The sequence below is a fragment of the Billgrantia sp. Q4P2 genome (assembly GCF_052806135.1).
Window position 1 is genome coordinate 74022 of sequence record NZ_JBRBAI010000011.1, and the last position, 14818, is coordinate 88839.

At 65.8% G+C, this 14818-nt stretch carries 14 protein-coding genes; 5 read left to right on the forward strand and 9 right to left on the reverse strand.

Annotation, left to right across the window (positions count from 1 at the left end):
* Positions 1 to 3: 3 nt before the first annotated feature.
* The 6 genes from hfq to ACUY1T_RS17770 all read right to left on the reverse strand — a co-directional run bounded on the left by hfq (position 4) and on the right by ACUY1T_RS17770 (position 6774).
* Positions 4 to 255 (reverse strand): RNA chaperone Hfq, encoded by a 252-nt coding sequence (hfq, locus tag ACUY1T_RS17745; protein ID WP_103968388.1) that lies wholly within the window; start codon positions 253 to 255, stop codon positions 4 to 6.
* A gap of 90 nt (positions 256 to 345) precedes the next feature.
* On the reverse strand, positions 346 to 1284 hold the full coding sequence (gene miaA / locus ACUY1T_RS17750) for a tRNA (adenosine(37)-N6)-dimethylallyltransferase MiaA (RefSeq protein ID WP_446024908.1): 939 nt from the start codon (positions 1282 to 1284) through the stop codon (positions 346 to 348).
* A gap of 10 nt (positions 1285 to 1294) precedes the next feature.
* Positions 1295 to 3256 (reverse strand): DNA mismatch repair endonuclease MutL, encoded by a 1962-nt coding sequence (gene mutL / locus ACUY1T_RS17755; protein WP_446024909.1) that lies wholly within the window; start codon positions 3254 to 3256, stop codon positions 1295 to 1297.
* The gene (locus tag ACUY1T_RS17760; protein ID WP_446024978.1) at positions 3253 to 4662 is read right to left on the reverse strand and encodes an N-acetylmuramoyl-L-alanine amidase; all 1410 of its coding nucleotides are present in this window, start codon (positions 4660 to 4662) and stop codon (positions 3253 to 3255) included. Before ACUY1T_RS17760 ends, mutL begins: the two co-directional genes overlap by 4 nt.
* 71 nt (positions 4663 to 4733) lie before the next feature.
* Complete coding sequence (gene tsaE, locus ACUY1T_RS17765) at positions 4734 to 5231, reverse strand: tRNA (adenosine(37)-N6)-threonylcarbamoyltransferase complex ATPase subunit type 1 TsaE (RefSeq protein ID WP_446024910.1); 498 nt, start codon at positions 5229 to 5231, stop codon at positions 4734 to 4736.
* The gene (locus ACUY1T_RS17770; protein ID WP_446024911.1) at positions 5212 to 6774 is read right to left on the reverse strand and encodes an NAD(P)H-hydrate dehydratase; all 1563 of its coding nucleotides are present in this window, start codon (positions 6772 to 6774) and stop codon (positions 5212 to 5214) included. Before ACUY1T_RS17770 ends, tsaE begins: the two co-directional genes overlap by 20 nt.
* A gap of 100 nt (positions 6775 to 6874) precedes the next feature.
* Between ACUY1T_RS17770 and queG the strand changes: the two genes are divergently transcribed.
* The gene (queG, locus tag ACUY1T_RS17775) at positions 6875 to 7978 is read left to right on the forward strand and encodes a tRNA epoxyqueuosine(34) reductase QueG (RefSeq protein ID WP_446024912.1); all 1104 of its coding nucleotides are present in this window, start codon (positions 6875 to 6877) and stop codon (positions 7976 to 7978) included.
* Positions 7979 to 8196: 218 nt separating this feature from the next.
* On the opposite strand, the gene orn is transcribed toward queG, so the two are convergent.
* A complete protein-coding gene (gene orn, locus ACUY1T_RS17780) occupies positions 8197 to 8781 on the reverse strand; it encodes an oligoribonuclease (RefSeq protein ID WP_446024913.1) in 585 nt (194 codons plus the stop codon).
* 86 nt (positions 8782 to 8867) lie between these two features.
* Between orn and rsgA the strand changes: the two genes are divergently transcribed.
* From rsgA to asd, 3 genes are all read left to right on the forward strand, one after another.
* On the forward strand, positions 8868 to 9902 hold the full coding sequence (gene rsgA / locus ACUY1T_RS17785) for a small ribosomal subunit biogenesis GTPase RsgA (protein WP_446024914.1): 1035 nt from the start codon (positions 8868 to 8870) through the stop codon (positions 9900 to 9902).
* Between the two features lie 39 nt (positions 9903 to 9941).
* Positions 9942 to 10772 carry a sulfurtransferase gene (locus ACUY1T_RS17790; protein ID WP_446024915.1) on the forward strand — a complete coding sequence of 277 codons (831 nt, stop codon included), beginning with the start codon at positions 9942 to 9944 and terminating at the stop codon, positions 10770 to 10772.
* Positions 10773 to 10906: 134 nt separating this feature from the next.
* Positions 10907 to 11764, forward strand: coding sequence for an archaetidylserine decarboxylase (gene asd / locus ACUY1T_RS17795; RefSeq protein WP_446024916.1), 858 nt, complete (start codon positions 10907 to 10909; stop codon positions 11762 to 11764).
* Here asd and epmA read toward each other — a convergent pair.
* Positions 11761 to 12735: an EF-P lysine aminoacylase EpmA gene (epmA, locus tag ACUY1T_RS17800; protein ID WP_446024917.1), complete on the reverse strand. Its 975-nt coding sequence runs from the start codon at positions 12733 to 12735 to the stop codon at positions 11761 to 11763. The genes asd and epmA overlap by 4 nt on opposite strands.
* A gap of 324 nt (positions 12736 to 13059) precedes the next feature.
* The gene (gene efp, locus ACUY1T_RS17805; protein WP_167116944.1) at positions 13060 to 13626 is read right to left on the reverse strand and encodes an elongation factor P; all 567 of its coding nucleotides are present in this window, start codon (positions 13624 to 13626) and stop codon (positions 13060 to 13062) included.
* 102 nt (positions 13627 to 13728) lie between these two features.
* Here efp and epmB point away from each other — a divergent pair, with 102 nt between their 5' ends.
* The gene (gene epmB / locus ACUY1T_RS17810; RefSeq protein WP_446024918.1) at positions 13729 to 14775 is read left to right on the forward strand and encodes an EF-P beta-lysylation protein EpmB; all 1047 of its coding nucleotides are present in this window, start codon (positions 13729 to 13731) and stop codon (positions 14773 to 14775) included.
* The last annotated feature ends 43 nt before the right edge of the window (positions 14776 to 14818 follow it).

Sequence of the window (14818 nt, forward strand, 5' to 3'; positions counted from 1 at the left end):
ACCTCACGCGTTGCTGTCCGGCTGGGCCGCGGGATCCTGCGGCGGCAGCCGCACGTTGCGCGAAGGCACCACAGTGGAGATGGCGTGCTTGTAGACCATCTGACTGACGGTGTTGCGCAGCAGAATCACGAACTGATCGAACGACTCGATCTGTCCCTGCAGCTTGATGCCGTTGACCAGGAAAATAGAAACCGGAATGCGCTCCTTGCGCAGGATGTTCAGGTACGGGTCTTGAAGGGACTGCCCTTTGGACATGTTACCTCTCCCTAAATCGTTCTCAATGAGGGGTGGAAGTTGTGTTCTTGCTCGGCTGGTCACCCGGCCACTCGAAGCCAACATCTTACGCTAAGAGCCCGATTCACGCACGAAATTCAGGACATCGTCCAATGCATCCTGGCCCTGACTATCGACCCAGTGTAGCGCCGTCCAGCTGCGCAGCCAGGTCAATTGACGCTTGGCCAACTGCCGGGTCGCCACGATGGTACGCTGGCGCAGGTGCTCGAGATCGCCCACACCGTCGAGGTATTCCCAGGCCTGGCGATAGCCCACGCTTTTCATCGACGGCAGACCGAGATGCAAGTCGCCACGGGCCTTCAACGCCTCGACTTCGGCGATGAAACCGGCATCCAGCATGACCTCGAAGCGTGCTGCGATCCGCTCATGAAGGACACGACGATCGAAGGGCGTGAATCCTATCGACAGCACTTTCCAGGGGAAGGTTTCAGGACGTTGTCGACGCCACAGCTCGGTCAGGGTCATGCCACTGGCCCGATAGACCTCCAGCGCCCGCATCAGGCGCTGTGGATCGTTGGGGTGGATGCGCCGGGCGGAGTCGGGATCGACCCTGGCAAGCTCGGCATGCAGCCCGGCCAGGCCGCTGCGTTCGGCTTCGCGGGTCAACTCGGCGCGTATCGCCGGGTCTGCCGCCGGCAGGTTGGCCACGCCTTCGAGCAGGCGCTTGGCATACATCATGGTGCCGCCCACCAGCAGTGGGGTGCGCCCGGCTGCGGTAATTCGTCGCATCTCGCGACGGGCGTCCTCGCGAAAATCCGCCGCTGAGTAGGGTTCGGCCGGATCGCGGATATCGATCAGGCGATGCGGCGCTCGCGATAGCTCCTGCGGCGATGGCTTGGCGCTGCCGATATCCATGCCGCGATAGACCATGGCCGAGTCCATGCTGACCAGCTCGCAGTCGAGCCGTTCATGCAGAGCGATTGCCAGGTCGGTCTTGCCCGCGGCGGTAGGGCCCATCAGCAGGATGGCGAGGGGGCGTCGTTCAGGCATCAACGTTTCCTTACTGGCCCCGCAAGAATAGCCGATCCAGCTGCTTGAGCGACATCTCGGTCCATGTGGGGCGGCCATGATTGCACTGGCCGCTACGCTCGGTGCGCTCCATATCGCGCAGCAGCGCGTTCATCTCGGCGACGGTCAGGCGTCGGTTGGCACGCACGCTGCCGTGACAGGCCATGGTGGCCAACAGTTCATTGATGCGGGCCTCCAGCCGGTCGGAGCGACCATAGCGTTCCAGATCGCCCAGCATGTCGCGGATCAGCGGCTCGACGTCGGCATCGGCCAGCAGCGCCGGTACCTGACGCACCAACAGCGTTTCCGGTCCGGCCACGTCGAGCTCGACACCCAGCCGGCTGAAGGCGTCTCGCTCGGCTTCGGCGGTAGCCACTTCCCCGTGGCTGGCCGCCATCGACACCGGCACCAGCAGCGGCTGCGCCTCCAACGCCCCGCCATGCACCTGATCCTTCATGCGCTCGTAGACGATACGTTCGTGGGCGGCATGCATGTCGACGATGATCATGCCCTGTGTCGTCTGCGAGAGGATGTAGATACCGTGCAGTTGGGCAATGGCGAAACCCAGCGGCGGTATTCCACTACCCTCATCCACGGCGGGCAGTGCCGGCGCGCTAGACGTAGCCATGGTCTCGCCCACCGGCGACGACGCCACGGCGACGTCCGCATCAACATCGGCGGGCCTGGGTGTGAGCAGGTGCTCTTCATGCTCGGGATGCAGCGCACGATAGCCGCTCATGAAGGCACGCACGCGATCGGCCGTCACTCGCCCTGCCGTATCCGAAGTATCATGCAGCCTCATGGGCTGCTGCTGCCAGCGCCCGGCAGGCTCACGCACTGCCTGCTCGCCACCGGGACTCACGCTAGCGGAGTCCTCGTCAGCGGCGCCTGAGCTCTCCGCACTGCCATCGTGCGGTTCGTGCACACCCGGACGCGCCTCAGCCAGCGCCCGGTGCAGGCTGGAAAAGAGGAAGTCGTGTACCAGGCGGCCATCGCGGAAGCGCACCTCGTGCTTGGTGGGATGGACATTGACGTCCACCACCGTGGGGTCGACCTCCAAGTAGAGCACGAACACCGGGTGCCGCCCATGGAACAGCACGTCGCGGTAGGCTTGGCGAATGGCATGCGCCACCAGCCGGTCGCGTACCACGCGCCCGTTGACGAAGAAATACTGCTGGTCGGCCTGGGCACGGGAGTGGGTGGGCAGGCCGACCCAACCCCACAGGCGCAGGCCACCCGCAGAGAGGTCGAGATGCAGGGCGTTGTCGAGGAAGCCCTTGCCCAGCAGCGCGGCGATACGCCGTTCGCGGCGAGCTGCGTCGTCGCCTGCCGGCAGCTGATGCACGGTCTTCTGGTTGTGACGCAGCACCCAGCCAATGTCGTAGCGCGACAGCGCGAGGCGGCGAAAGGCCTCTTCAACGTGGCCGTACTCGGTCTTTTCGGTGCGCAGGAACTTGCGCCGTGCCGGCGTGTTGAAGAACAGGTCGCGCACCGTCACCGAGGTGCCCCGCGGATGCGGCGCGGGGCTGACGCGGGGTTCCATCTGGCGCCCCTCGGCCACCACGCGCCAGCCGCTACGCGGGTCGTCCTCGATGTTGGCGACGAGTTCGAGACGCGATACCGAGCTGATGGACGCCAACGCCTCGCCGCGAAAGCCGAGGCTGGCCACACCCTCGAGATCCTCCAACGAGGCGATCTTGCTGGTGGCATGGCGCGACAGTGCCAGCGGCAGGTCGGCCTCGGCGATCCCGCTGCCGTCGTCGCGCACGCGGATCAGCCGCGCCCCGCCGGCCTCGAGTTCCACCTCGATGCGGGTGCTGCCAGCATCGATGGCGTTCTCGACCAGTTCCTTGACCACCGACGCCGGGCGTTCCACCACCTCGCCGGCGGCGATCTGGTTGGCAAGCCTAGGGTCGAGGACGCGGATGCGGCGGGCTTCTTCGACTACCGTCATGAGCGGGGAATCCGTAGTACCTGTCCGACGCGGATCACGTCGCCATTGAGTTCATTGGCCTGCTTGAGCTGCGCCACTGGCACGCCATGGCGTGCGGCGATCTGCGACAGGGTGTCTCCCGGCTGGATGCGGTACTCGTTGCCGGAGGGCGTGCGCTGATTGTCACGCTGCCAGGCCAGCAGGCTCGCCGGTGGTGGATTGATATCGAAGTGCGAGCGTATCCCCGAGAAGATCGATTCCGCCAGCCGCTGTTGATGGCCCGAGTCGCGCAGGCGGCGCTCCTCGTCGGGGTTCGAGATGAAGCCCGTCTCGATCAGCAGCGACGGGATATCGGGTGACTTCAGCACCATGAAGCCGGCCTGCTCGACCCGCGACTTGTGCAGCCGGTTGACACGCCCCAGCTGGTCGAGCACCTGGCCGCCGATGGCCAGCGAATCGTTGAGGGTGGCGGTCATGGTCAGGTCGAGCAGTACGCCGCGCAGCACCTCGTCCTTGTCATTGAGCGAGAGATTGCCATCGACGCCACCGATCAGGTCGGCCTGGTTCTCGCTGGCCGCCAGCCACTGGGCGGTTTCCGAGGTAGCGCCACGCTGGGACAGGGCATAGACGGAGCTGCCGTTGGGACGCGGGCTGTTGAAGGCATCGGCGTGGATCGAGACGAAGAAGTCGGCTTTCTGTTCGCGTGCGATACGGGTGCGCTGGCGCAGCCCGATATAGTAGTCGCCGTCGCGGATCATCACCGCGCGGAAGCCTTCGGTATCGTCGACCACACGCTGCAGGCGACGACTGATCTCCATCACCACGTCCTTTTCCCGCGTGCCGTTGGGCCCGATGGCGCCCGGGTCCTCGCCACCATGGCCGGGATCGATGGCAATGATGATGTCGCGACGCGGGTGCGGTGCCGCCGGCTGCTGCGCCACCACTTCGGGGTCAATGCGCGGCGCATCCGCCTCGCTGGAGCCGCTCCTGTGCCGATTGGCGGCGATCTCCTGCTCGCGAATCATCGCCTCGATCGGGTCGATGGGATTCTGCACCGCGCTTTCGCCGGGATACTCCATGTCGACCACCAGGCGGTGGCCATACTGTTCGTTGGGCGGCAGGGTGAAGTGACGCGGCTCCACTTCGCGGGAAAGCTCAAGCACGACGCGCAAACCGCCCCCGTCGCGCGCACCGCTACGCACCGCGGTGATGGCGCTCCCCTCCAGATTGAGGCTCGCCAGGTCGGTCTCGAGCCGGCTCTGCTCGAGGTCGATCACCAGGCGTCGCGGGTTGTCCAGCGTGAATACGTTGGCCGGTGCATCGGCCGAAAGATCGAAGACCAGACGTGCGTGATCCGGCGCCGCCCACAGACGAATGTTGTCGACCTGGGCCGCTTGGGCAGGCAGCGCGAGACAGAGCAGCAGCATTAGAGCCAGGAAGGCACGGCAGCGAATGACCAGCGTTCGGACATGGCGCTTGGACAAGGGTCGAGTGCTCATCACGGCGTTTCACGCTCTTCGCTGATCATGTCGGCCAGGGTAGGATCCAGGGACAGGGCCTCGAGCAGCGCTCGGCCATGCTGGGTATGCGCCTCGAGCCGAGCCTCGCGTCCGTTCCCGCATAGCGACAGGGCCACGCTCAGGTCAGGTAGCGGCAGCCAGCCTTCGCCTCGGCTGGGCCACTCGACGATACACAGGGCATCGTCGGCAAGCAGGTCGCGCCCACCGATGAACTCCAGCTCCTCGGGATCGCCCAGGCGGTAGAGATCGAAATGGTAGACCCGGCCCTCTTTCAGTTCATAGGGCTCGATCAGCGTGTAGGTCGGGCTCTTTACCGCTCCGGCATGCCCATGGGCGCGCAGGATGCCACGGGTGAGCGTGGTCTTGCCCGCCCCGAGTTCGCCTTCGAGATAGATGCGCCCGCGTCCCTTCAGGGCCTTGCCCAGGCACTGCCCGAAGACGACCTGGCGGTCTTCGTCATCGAGTCTTATGTGCATCATGGCCCCCTGCAAGCGAATGGAACCCTGGCTCGAAGCCAGGGTTGACAATGATTCGGGCATAGGATGCCAGATCGGCAGCCAACAGACCACGCTCCCCCGCGTCGCGTACGGCCAGGTCGGCCGCCATGGCATGGATCATGACACCGAGCCTCGCCGCCGTTTCCAGCGCCAAGCCTTGGGCCAGCAACGCTCCGAGAATACCGGAAAGCACGTCGCCCATGCCCCCCGAGGCCATGCCCGGATTGCCGTAGGGGCACACCGCCACGCCATCCGGCCCCGCCACCAGGCTGCCGGCGCCCTTGAGCACGACCACCCCGCCATAGCGCTGCTGCAGTTCGCGTACCGCAGCGGGCCGGTTGGCCTCCACTTCCGCTGCACCACAACCCAGTAGGCGGCCCGCCTCCCCCGGGTGTGGCGTCAGGATCCAGTCGTCCCGGCGTCGGCCGCTGAAATGCGAGGCCAGCAGGTTGAGGCCATCGGCATCCACGACCAGCGGCCTGGGCTCGGCCAGCGCCGCCTGCAGCATGCCCTGCCCCCAGGCGTCCTGCCCCAGCCCGGGGCCGACCACCAGCACGTCGGCCTTGCCCGGCAGCTCGCCGAGCTCGGCGGCACCGCGCACGCCGTGCACCATCACCTCGGGGCGATAGGTCAGGCAGGCCGTGACGTGCTCAGGCGCCGTAGCCAGGCTGATCTTGCCGGCCCCCAGGCGCGCCGCAGCCTCGCTGGCAAGCAGTGCCGCTCCGCCGAAGCCCGGCGCACCGCCCAGCACCAGCACGTGCCCCATGGCCCCCTTGTGGGCGTCGCGGGTTCGCGGCGGCAACCATACCTTCAGCAACTCCTGATCGAGCAGTTCCGCAGCCGGCGTCAAGTCGGCCTGGCTACGCGCATCGACTCCCAGGGCACGGAAATGCACTTCACCGGTCAGCGCCGGCGCACGCCCGGTGTGCAGGCCAATCTTGTCGCCGATGAAGGTGACGGTGCGCGTGGCACGCACCGCCATGCCGAGCTCGGCTCCGGTATCGGCGGCTAGCCCGGAGGGAATGTCGATGGCCAGCACCGGCAGTCCGCTGGAATTGATTGCCTCGATGGCATCGCGGAACTCACCCCGGACCTCACCGGTGAGGCCGGTACCCAGCAGTGCATCGACGATCACCTCGCCGGAAAAGTCGATTCCCTTGGACCAGGGCTCGAGTTCGACACCCGCAGCGGTGGCCATCTCGGCGGCGCGCGCCGCATCGCCCTTGAGCGTTTTGGGCGGCTTGAGCGCGATGCGCTGGACTTCGACCCCTGCCACTGCCGCCAGGGCGGCCAGCACATGACCATCACCGCCATTGTTGCCGCCACCGCACAGCACCGTGATCCGCTTCACCCCGGGCCAGCGCGCCTTGAGACTCTGCCAGGCCGCCGTGGCTGCCCGTTGCATCAGCGCGAAGCCTTCGATCCCGGCAGCGATGGTGCGGCGATCGAGCTCACGCACCTGTTCGGCCCGATAGAGTGGGCGCAGCACGACCTGCGATTCGTCGGAACGATTCCCGGACATCCCGTGTCTCCCTGCCAGCATTGCTTTATCATGGGAGTGTAAGCGCCGTGGCGCGCTCGCCAATCCCCCCGCTGTGTATTTACCCGGTTTTTTCTCGATCATGACCCACCCCGCGACCCTGGACGACAATGCGCTGGCCGAATTGGCCGCGACCATCAAGACCTGGGGCCGCGAGCTTGGCTTCCAGCAGGTGGGCATTGCCGATGTCGACCTGGCCGAAGACGAGCGCCATCTGCAGCGCTGGCTCGATGCCGGCCACCACGGCGAGATGGGCTTCATGGCCAAGCATGGCACCAAGCGCACCCGACCCGAAGAGCTTCTGCCCGGCACGCTGCGCGTCATCAGCGTGCGCCTGGATTACCTACCCGCCGAGGTCGAGAGCACCAAGGTGCTGGGCCAGCCGGAAACGGCCTATGTCTCACGCTATGCGGTGGGCCGCGACTACCACAAGCTGATGCGCAAGCGGCTGGCCACGCTGGCCCTGCGGATCGAGGAGCAGGTCGGCCCCTTCGGCTATCGCGCCTTCGTCGACTCGGCCCCCGTCATGGAGCGCGCGCTGGCGCGCAAGGCCGGGCTCGGCTGGGTGGGCAAGAACGCCATGCTGCTCAATCCCCGGGCGGGTTCGCTGTTCTTTCTCGGTGAACTCTACGTCGACCTGCCGTTGCCCGTCGATCCCCCCTTCGAAGGCGAGCACTGCGGCAGCTGCAGTGCCTGTCGCACGGCCTGCCCCACCGACGCCATCGTCGAGGACAAGGTGGTGGACGCCCGCGCCTGCATCTCCTATCTCACCATCGAGCTGTTCGGCAGCATACCCGAGCGCTTCCGCGAAGCCATGGGCAACCGCGTGTTCGGCTGCGACGACTGCCAGCTGGTCTGCCCCTTCACCCGCTTCACCCGCGCCACGCAGGAAGACGACTTCGCCCCGCGCCACGACCTCGACCGCGCCAGCCTGGTGTCGCTGTTCGGCTGGGGCGAGGAAGAGTTCCTCGACAAGACCGCCGGCAGCCCGATCCGTCGCATCGGCTACGAGCGCTGGCTGCGCAACCTGGCGGTGGGCCTGGGCAACGCGCCCTGGAGCACGGCCGTGGAAGCCGCCCTGCGTGCCCGCCTCGCCTACCCTTCCGACCTGGTGCGTGAGCACGTGCGCTGGGCGCTCGGGCGACAGCGCGAGAAGCGTGACAGGCTGATTGCCAGTCAGGGCTAGGGTACGCCGGAGCCTGTATGCTCGCTTGCGCCGTGACCAAACCCCGACGCTTCACGAGCCGAGCAACGCGCCGGGCTAGAACAAGGTCCCTCTTGCTAGCCCTAAATCGACATCCCTGTCGATTTGCGCGACTCGGCTCGCTCGCATCGGCGTCCCGGCTAAATCGCTCACATGACAGCTCCGACTCCCTCCATCTAGCGATTGGTCAGACTTACCTCTCACTCCTCCTCGTCGCGCTCGCTGCCCGCCAGCCGCAGAAACGTATTGCGATAGTGCGCCAGCTCGGCCAGCGACTCGCGAATGTCATCGAGCGCCTGGTGCGTATTGCGCTTGCTGAAGCCGGCTAGCGCGCCCGGGTTCCAGCGTTTTGCCAGCTCCTTCAAGGTCGAGACATCCAGGTTGCGATAGTGGAAGAAGGCCAGCAGCTCGGGCATCTCGCGCTCGAGGAAGCGCCGGTCCTGATGCACGCTGTTGCCGCACATGGGTGAAGAGCCTGGCGACACGTAAGCCTTCAGGAACTCGAGGGTCTGCCGCTCGGCCTCGGCGGTATCGATGCGGCTCTGCTTGACCCGCTCGACCAGGCCCGACTCGCCATGGGTCTTCTGGTTCCACTCGTCCATGGCCGCAAGCAGGTCGTCGGACTGGTGCACCGCAATCACCGGGCCTTCGGCGATGAGGTTGAGGTCATTGTCGGTGATCAGGGTGGCCACCTCGATGATGCGCTCGCGCTCGGGCTCGAGCCCGGTCATCTCGAGATCGATCCACACCAGCAGATCCTGGCGCGGCTCGGGCGTATTGGGCATGGTAGAACTCCTGTCGGGCGGGCACAGCAGGACAGGCCGGGCCACGCTGGGTACAATGCTGCTATTGTAACGACCTTCGGGTGCCCATGAGCAAACGCAAGCTAAGTCGCCAGCAACGCTGGCGAATCGAGAAGATTCAGGCCGAGCGCGAACGCCGTGCCGGGCAACGCGACGCCGAGGATTCGCAGAAGCTTGCCGCTGGCGAGTACGGCCCCGAGCAGCCTGGCCGCGTCATCGCCCATTACGGGCGTACCCTGGACGTCCAGGGCGCAGGCAGCGAGGAGACGGTTCGTTGTCACCTGCGGGCCAATCTCGAGGGACTGGTGACCGGCGACCGGGTCATCTGGCGCGCCACCTACGACGCCGAGGGCAACGCCGTGGAAGGCGTCGTGGTAGCCCGCAGCGAGCGGAAGAACGTACTGGAGCGTCCCGATCCCCGCGGTCAGCTCAAGCCGGTTGCCGCCAACATCGATCAGATCCTGATCGTCTTCGCCGTGGAACCGCTCCCCCACCCCAACCTGATCGACCGCTACCTGGTGGCCGCCGAGGCCACCGGCATCGCCCCGGCACTGGTGCTCAACAAGATCGACCTGCTGCCGGGAGACGGTGGTGAATTGCGCACGCTGCTGGCTCGCTACGAGGCACTCGGCTATCCGGTGGTAGCAACGACCACCGCCCGCGACGATGGGCTCGATGCATTGCTGGAACGACTGAGCGGGCGCACCTCGGTGTTCGTCGGTCAGAGCGGCGTGGGCAAGTCTTCACTGATCGACCGCCTGCTGCCCGATGAGTCGCTGCGCATCGGCGACCTATCGAAGGATTCACGCAAGGGCACCCATACCACCACCACGGCGCGCCTCTACCGCTTGCCTACGGCCGACGATGCCGAACTGATCGACTCACCGGGGATCCGCGAATTCGGCCTCATACACCTGGACGAGCAGCAGGTCGCCGAGGGTTTCATCGAGTTTCACGACTTTCTCGGCCGCTGCCGTTTCCGCGACTGCAGCCACCGACAGGAGCCGGGCTGCGCCCTGCTCGAGGCCGTGGAACGCGGCGACATTCATCCACAGCGTTTTGCCAGCTATCGCCATATCGTCGATAGTCTCAGCGAGACCTGATCAGGCCCGCATCGCGAGATTGAGGATAAGGAGAGCGCCATGAGTTCCGAAGAGAATCTGCTACCGCTGATCGTCGAACCCGAGCAGCTCGCCGAGCATCTGGACGATTCCCAGCTGCTGATCGTCGACGTGCCGCTCAAGGCAGAGAGTTACGCGGAGGGGCATGTCCCCGGTGCCGTATTCCTCGACTTCCGACGCCTGATGCGTGGCGAAGGCGAGGTACCCAACGAGGTGCCGAGCATAGAGGCGCTGTCGCAGCTGTTCTCCTCGCTCGGCCTGACCCGCGACGTGCACGTGGTGGCCTACGACGACGAAGGTGGCGGCTGGGCGGGGCGCCTGCTGTGGACGCTGGAACTGATCGGCCATACCCGCTACTCCTACCTCAACGGCGGCATCCACGCCTGGCGCCAGGCCGGTCGGCCCGTCGCCCATGAGCCGACCTTACCGACGCCCAGCGACTACGAGGCCGAGATCCTACATCCGGAGGTGGCCATCGACCGCTTCGAGTTGCAGGAACGCCTCGGCGAGAAGGGCTTCGCCATCTGGGACGCCCGTTCGCCGGAAGAATATCGTGGAGAGAAGGGCGAGAACCGGCAACTCGGCCATATCCCCGGTGCGGTGAACATGGAGTGGACCGAGGCCATGGACAAGGAGCGCGCCCTGCGCATCCGCGACTACGCCGAGCTGATCACCGAACTCGAGGCCCTGGGGCTCACGCCGGATATGGAAGTGGTCACCCACTGCCAGAGCCACCACCGCAGCGGCTTCACCTGGCTGGTGGGCAAGGCGCTGGGCTTCGAGAACATTCGCGGCTACGCCGGCTCGTGGAAGGAGTGGGGCAACCGCGATGATACGCCAATAGAGAAGTAAACTACGCCCTCATCGCGGGCGTTCATGCGAGGCGGCTCGCGACAATCGAGGACGAAATCCTGGAATTCTCCCTCGACAAGGTCGCTACGCTGCCTCACAGACCGCCACCATTTGCCTGCATGGAATGAACTACCTTGTCTCTCGCCAAGTTCTTCGCCCTGATCCAGTACCCGATTCCCCATCACCTGCTGTCGCGGCTGGTGGGCTTTCTGGCCGAATGTCGCGTCGCCTGGCTGAAGAATGCGCTGATACGCGCCTTCATCAAGGTCTTCGAGGTCGACATGCGCGAGGCCGCCGAGCCCGACCCCGCGGCCTATGCCACCTTCAACGACTTCTTTACCCGGGAGCTGAAGCCGGAAGCCCGCCCCCTGGGCGAAGGGCTACTCAGCCCCGCCGACGGCAATCTGTCCCAGTTCGGCCCCATCGAGGCGGACCGTCTGCTGCAGGCCAAGGGACACCGCTTCTCGGTCGTCGACCTGCTCGGCGGCGACGCCGAGGCCGCGCGGCGCTACAGCGGCGGCAGCTACGCCAACGTCTATCTCTCGCCCAAGGATTACCACCGCGTGCATATGCCGCTGGCCGGTACCCTGACCGAAATGGTCTACGTCCCGGGGCGGCTGTTCTCGGTCAACTCGGCCACGACGGACCATGTGCCCAACCTGTTCGCCCGCAACGAGCGTCTGGTGTGCCACTTTGATACCGAACATGGGCCCATGGCGGTGGTGCTGGTCGGTGCGATGATCGTGGCCGCCATCGAGACGGTATGGGCCGGCCAGATCACCCCGCTTTCGGGGCAGGTGCAGCGCATTCGCTTCGACCGGCCGATCCATCTCGAGCGCGGTGCGGAAATGGGGCGCTTCAAACTCGGCTCCACGGTGGTGATGGCCTTCGCCGGCAAGATCGATTTCGATGCTAGCCTGGCGCCCAAGACCAAGGTCGCCATGGGCCAGTCGCTGGGCGGCTTTCCCAATCGCGGTCCCGAGTTCCTTTAGGCGTTGGGCGTGGCGAAGGCCATAACCTCTGCCACGCTCGTCCTGCCCAGGGCGAGCTGGATCAGCCGGTCGATGCCCAGCGCCACGCCGCTGCCTGCCGGCATGCCGTGTTCCAGTGCGGCCAGCAGGCGCTGGTCGACGTCCACCTCGGGAAGCCCCTGTCTGCGACGGCTGGCGTTGTCCTCGGCAAAGCGGGCAGCCTGCTCCCCGGCATCGGTCAGCTCGTCATAGCCGTTGGCAAGCTCCAGCCCCGCCAGGTAGACCTCGAAGCGCGATGCCACCCACTCGCCGTCCTCCGGGTCGCGATGGCGCCGCGCCAGCGCCGCCTGGCTTGCCGGGTAGTCCACCACCACGTCGAGCCCCTCGCGCCCCAACTCGGGCTCGATGACCAGGCTCATCAACAGGTCGAGACAGTCGTCGCGCTCGGCGTCGTTCATATCGAGCCCACCGCGCTCGCCGGCAACCTGGCGCAGCATGTCGAGTTCGACGGTGAAGGGATCGAGTCCCAATGCCTCGCGGAACAGCTCGCGATAGCGCCGCCGGCGCAGCGGCCCCGGGTCGCGTCCCAGCACAGCACGGATCAGCGTCTCGGTTTCCTCTATCAATTCATCGAGCGAGAAGCCAGGCCGGTACCACTCCAGCATGGTGAACTCGATATTGTGACGGCTGCCCACCTCGCCGTCGCGAAAGCTGCGCGCGAGCTGGAAGATCGGCCCCGAGCCTGCGGCCAGTAGCCGCTTCATGTGGAATTCCGGCGAGGTCTGCAGCCACAGCCGCTCGCGCCCCGCCGGCGTGGTCGCCTCGAGCGACAGCGACGCCAGGTGCACGTCGGTGCTGCCGCCGTGCCCCAGCACCGGCGTCTCCACCTCCAGCACGCCGCGTTCGGCGAAGAATGCCCGCACCTCGGCCAGCAGCCGCGCCCGCTCGCGCAGCGTCTCGATACTCGCCGTGGGGCGCCAGTCAGTCGTCATATTCTACTACCTCCCAGCAACAAGAAAGCCACGCCCTTGAGCGTGGCCTACATTGGGCAGCAAGAAACCGCGGCTTGCCGGCGAGAGGTCTACGAGAGGGCGCTGTGAATACATCCCTGTACGCTACTTTTGCCATCCATGGCAAAAGACCCTCTCTACGACCTGTCCCCTACGCCGCTAACCGCACAAGCCGTCCTAGCGCCCTCTCCGAGCGATGCTCAGACGAGGCGAATCCCGAGTAAGGCAGCGGAGTTTAGCAGCGCTAAATGAGCAAGCCGTCTCGGGATTCAACGACGTATGAGCAAGCGCAGGAAGGGCTGCAGCTCAAGCGCGGGAGACGTATTCGCCGGATCTCGTATCGACCTTCAGCACTTCGCCCTGGTTGATGAACAGCGGCACCCGCACCACGGCGCCGGAAGAGAGCGTGGCCGGCTTGGAGCCGCCCTGGGCGGTGTCGCCCTTGAGGCCCGGGTCGGTCTCGACCACTTCCAGCTCGATGAAGTTGGGCGGCGTCACGCTGATGGCGTTGTCGTTCCACAGCGTCACGGTGTAGGCCACCTGCTCCTTGAGCCACTTGACCGTGTCGCCCAGCGCCTTCTTCTCGACGGCGTACTGCTCGAAGGAGCCGTCGGTCTTCATGAAGTGCCACATGTCGCCGTCGTTGTAGAGGTATTCCATCTCGAGATCCACCACGTCGGCGCCTTCGAGGGATTCGCCCGACTTGAAGGTGCGCTCCCACACACGACCGGTGATCAGGTTGCGCAGCTTCACGCGGTTGAACGCCTGGCCCTTGCCCGGCTTGACGAATTCGTTCTCGACGATCGCACAGGGATCGCCGTCCAGCATCACCTTCAGACCGCCCTTGAATTCGTTGGTAGAATAGTTTGCCATGTTGCCTCTCGAATGATCGGGCGCGCCGCAGCAGGCTCTGGACGCGCAAATACCGAATCGACGAGGATTCGAGCCCTCGCCCCTTTGTGACTGGTGTGCCGCATGATAACCCGAAGCTCCGCCCTTTTGCAGAGAGCGGATTCGCCAAGCGTCGACGTGACGCCCTTGACGCTTCCGAGCGCCTGGCAGACCCAGCTGTCGCAAGCGATTCGCGACCCGCGCGAGCTGTGCCGGCGGCTGGGGCTGGACGATGCCTGGCTGCCTGGCGCCGAGCGCGGCCACGCCCTGTTCGAGGTACGCGTGCCGGAGGCGTTCCTGGCGCGCATGCATCACGGTGACCCCAGCGACCCCCTGCTGCGCCAGGTGTTGCCGCTCGTTGACGAAGACGAGACGGTACCGGGCTACGTCAGCGACCCTTTGGCCGAGGCCGAGCACACCCCCGGGCCGGGGCTGATCCACAAGTACGCCGGCCGCGTGCTGCTGATCGCCAGCCCCGCCTGCGCAGTGAACTGCCGCTACTGCTTTCGCCGGCATTTTCCCTACGGCGACAACAGCCCCTCACGCGCCCAGTGGGAGCAAACGCTGAATATCCTGCGGCAGGACACCTCGATTCACGAGGCGATCCTCTCCGGCGGCGACCCGCTGGCTGCCAGCGATCGCCAGCTCGCCTGGCTGGTCGAGCGCCTAGAAGCGATTCCCCACCTCAAGCGGCTACGCATTCACACCCGCCTGCCGGTGGTGATCCCCGACCGGATCGACGATGCCCTGCTCGACTGGCTCGGTGCCAGCCGGCTGCAGAAGGTCGTGGTATTGCATGTCAATCATGCCCAGGAGATAGACGAAGCCGTGATTGATGCCTGCGCCCGGCTCAAACAGGCCGGCGTCACCCTGCTCAACCAGAGCGTGCTGCTGCGTGGCGTCAACGACTCGGTGGACGCCCTGGCCGAACTCTCCGAGCGGCTGTTCGAGGCGGGCGTATTGCCCTACTACCTGCACGTGCTCGATCCGGTGGCCGGGGCCGCCCACTTCGACGTGCCAGACGCAGAGGCCCGCGAGCTGGTCGCGGGCCTCAGAGAAGTACTGCCGGGCTTCTTGCTGCCGCGGTTGGTCAGGGAGATTCCTGGCGAGGCGAGCAAGACGCCGCTGTAGCCATATGTCGCGCTCGCTCCATGCGATCCCTTGTTTCAAGCGT

Excerpts from the sequence above, each read along its gene's own strand:
- hfq (WP_103968388.1), bottom strand. The coding sequence starts at position 255 with ATGTCCAAAGGGCAGTCCCTTCAAGACCCGTACCTGAACATCCTGCGC.
- miaA (WP_446024908.1), bottom strand. The coding sequence starts at position 1,284 with ATGCCTGAACGACGCCCCCTCGCCATCCTGCTGATGGGCCCTACCGCC.
- mutL (WP_446024909.1), bottom strand. The coding sequence starts at position 3,256 with ATGACGGTAGTCGAAGAAGCCCGCCGCATCCGCGTCCTCGACCCTAGG.
- ACUY1T_RS17760 (WP_446024978.1), bottom strand. The coding sequence starts at position 4,662 with ATGCTGCTGCTCTGTCTCGCGCTGCCTGCCCAAGCGGCCCAGGTCGAC.
- tsaE (WP_446024910.1), bottom strand. The coding sequence starts at position 5,231 with ATGCACATAAGACTCGATGACGAAGACCGCCAGGTCGTCTTCGGGCAG.
- ACUY1T_RS17770 (WP_446024911.1), bottom strand. The coding sequence starts at position 6,774 with ATGTCCGGGAATCGTTCCGACGAATCGCAGGTCGTGCTGCGCCCACTC.
- queG (WP_446024912.1), top strand. The coding sequence starts at position 6,875 with ATGACCCACCCCGCGACCCTGGACGACAATGCGCTGGCCGAATTGGCC.
- orn (WP_446024913.1), bottom strand. The coding sequence starts at position 8,781 with ATGCCCAATACGCCCGAGCCGCGCCAGGATCTGCTGGTGTGGATCGAT.
- rsgA (WP_446024914.1), top strand. The coding sequence starts at position 8,868 with ATGAGCAAACGCAAGCTAAGTCGCCAGCAACGCTGGCGAATCGAGAAG.
- ACUY1T_RS17790 (WP_446024915.1), top strand. The coding sequence starts at position 9,942 with ATGAGTTCCGAAGAGAATCTGCTACCGCTGATCGTCGAACCCGAGCAG.
- epmA (WP_446024917.1), bottom strand. The coding sequence starts at position 12,735 with ATGACGACTGACTGGCGCCCCACGGCGAGTATCGAGACGCTGCGCGAG.
- efp (WP_167116944.1), bottom strand. The coding sequence starts at position 13,626 with ATGGCAAACTATTCTACCAACGAATTCAAGGGCGGTCTGAAGGTGATG.
- epmB (WP_446024918.1), top strand. The coding sequence starts at position 13,729 with ATGATAACCCGAAGCTCCGCCCTTTTGCAGAGAGCGGATTCGCCAAGC.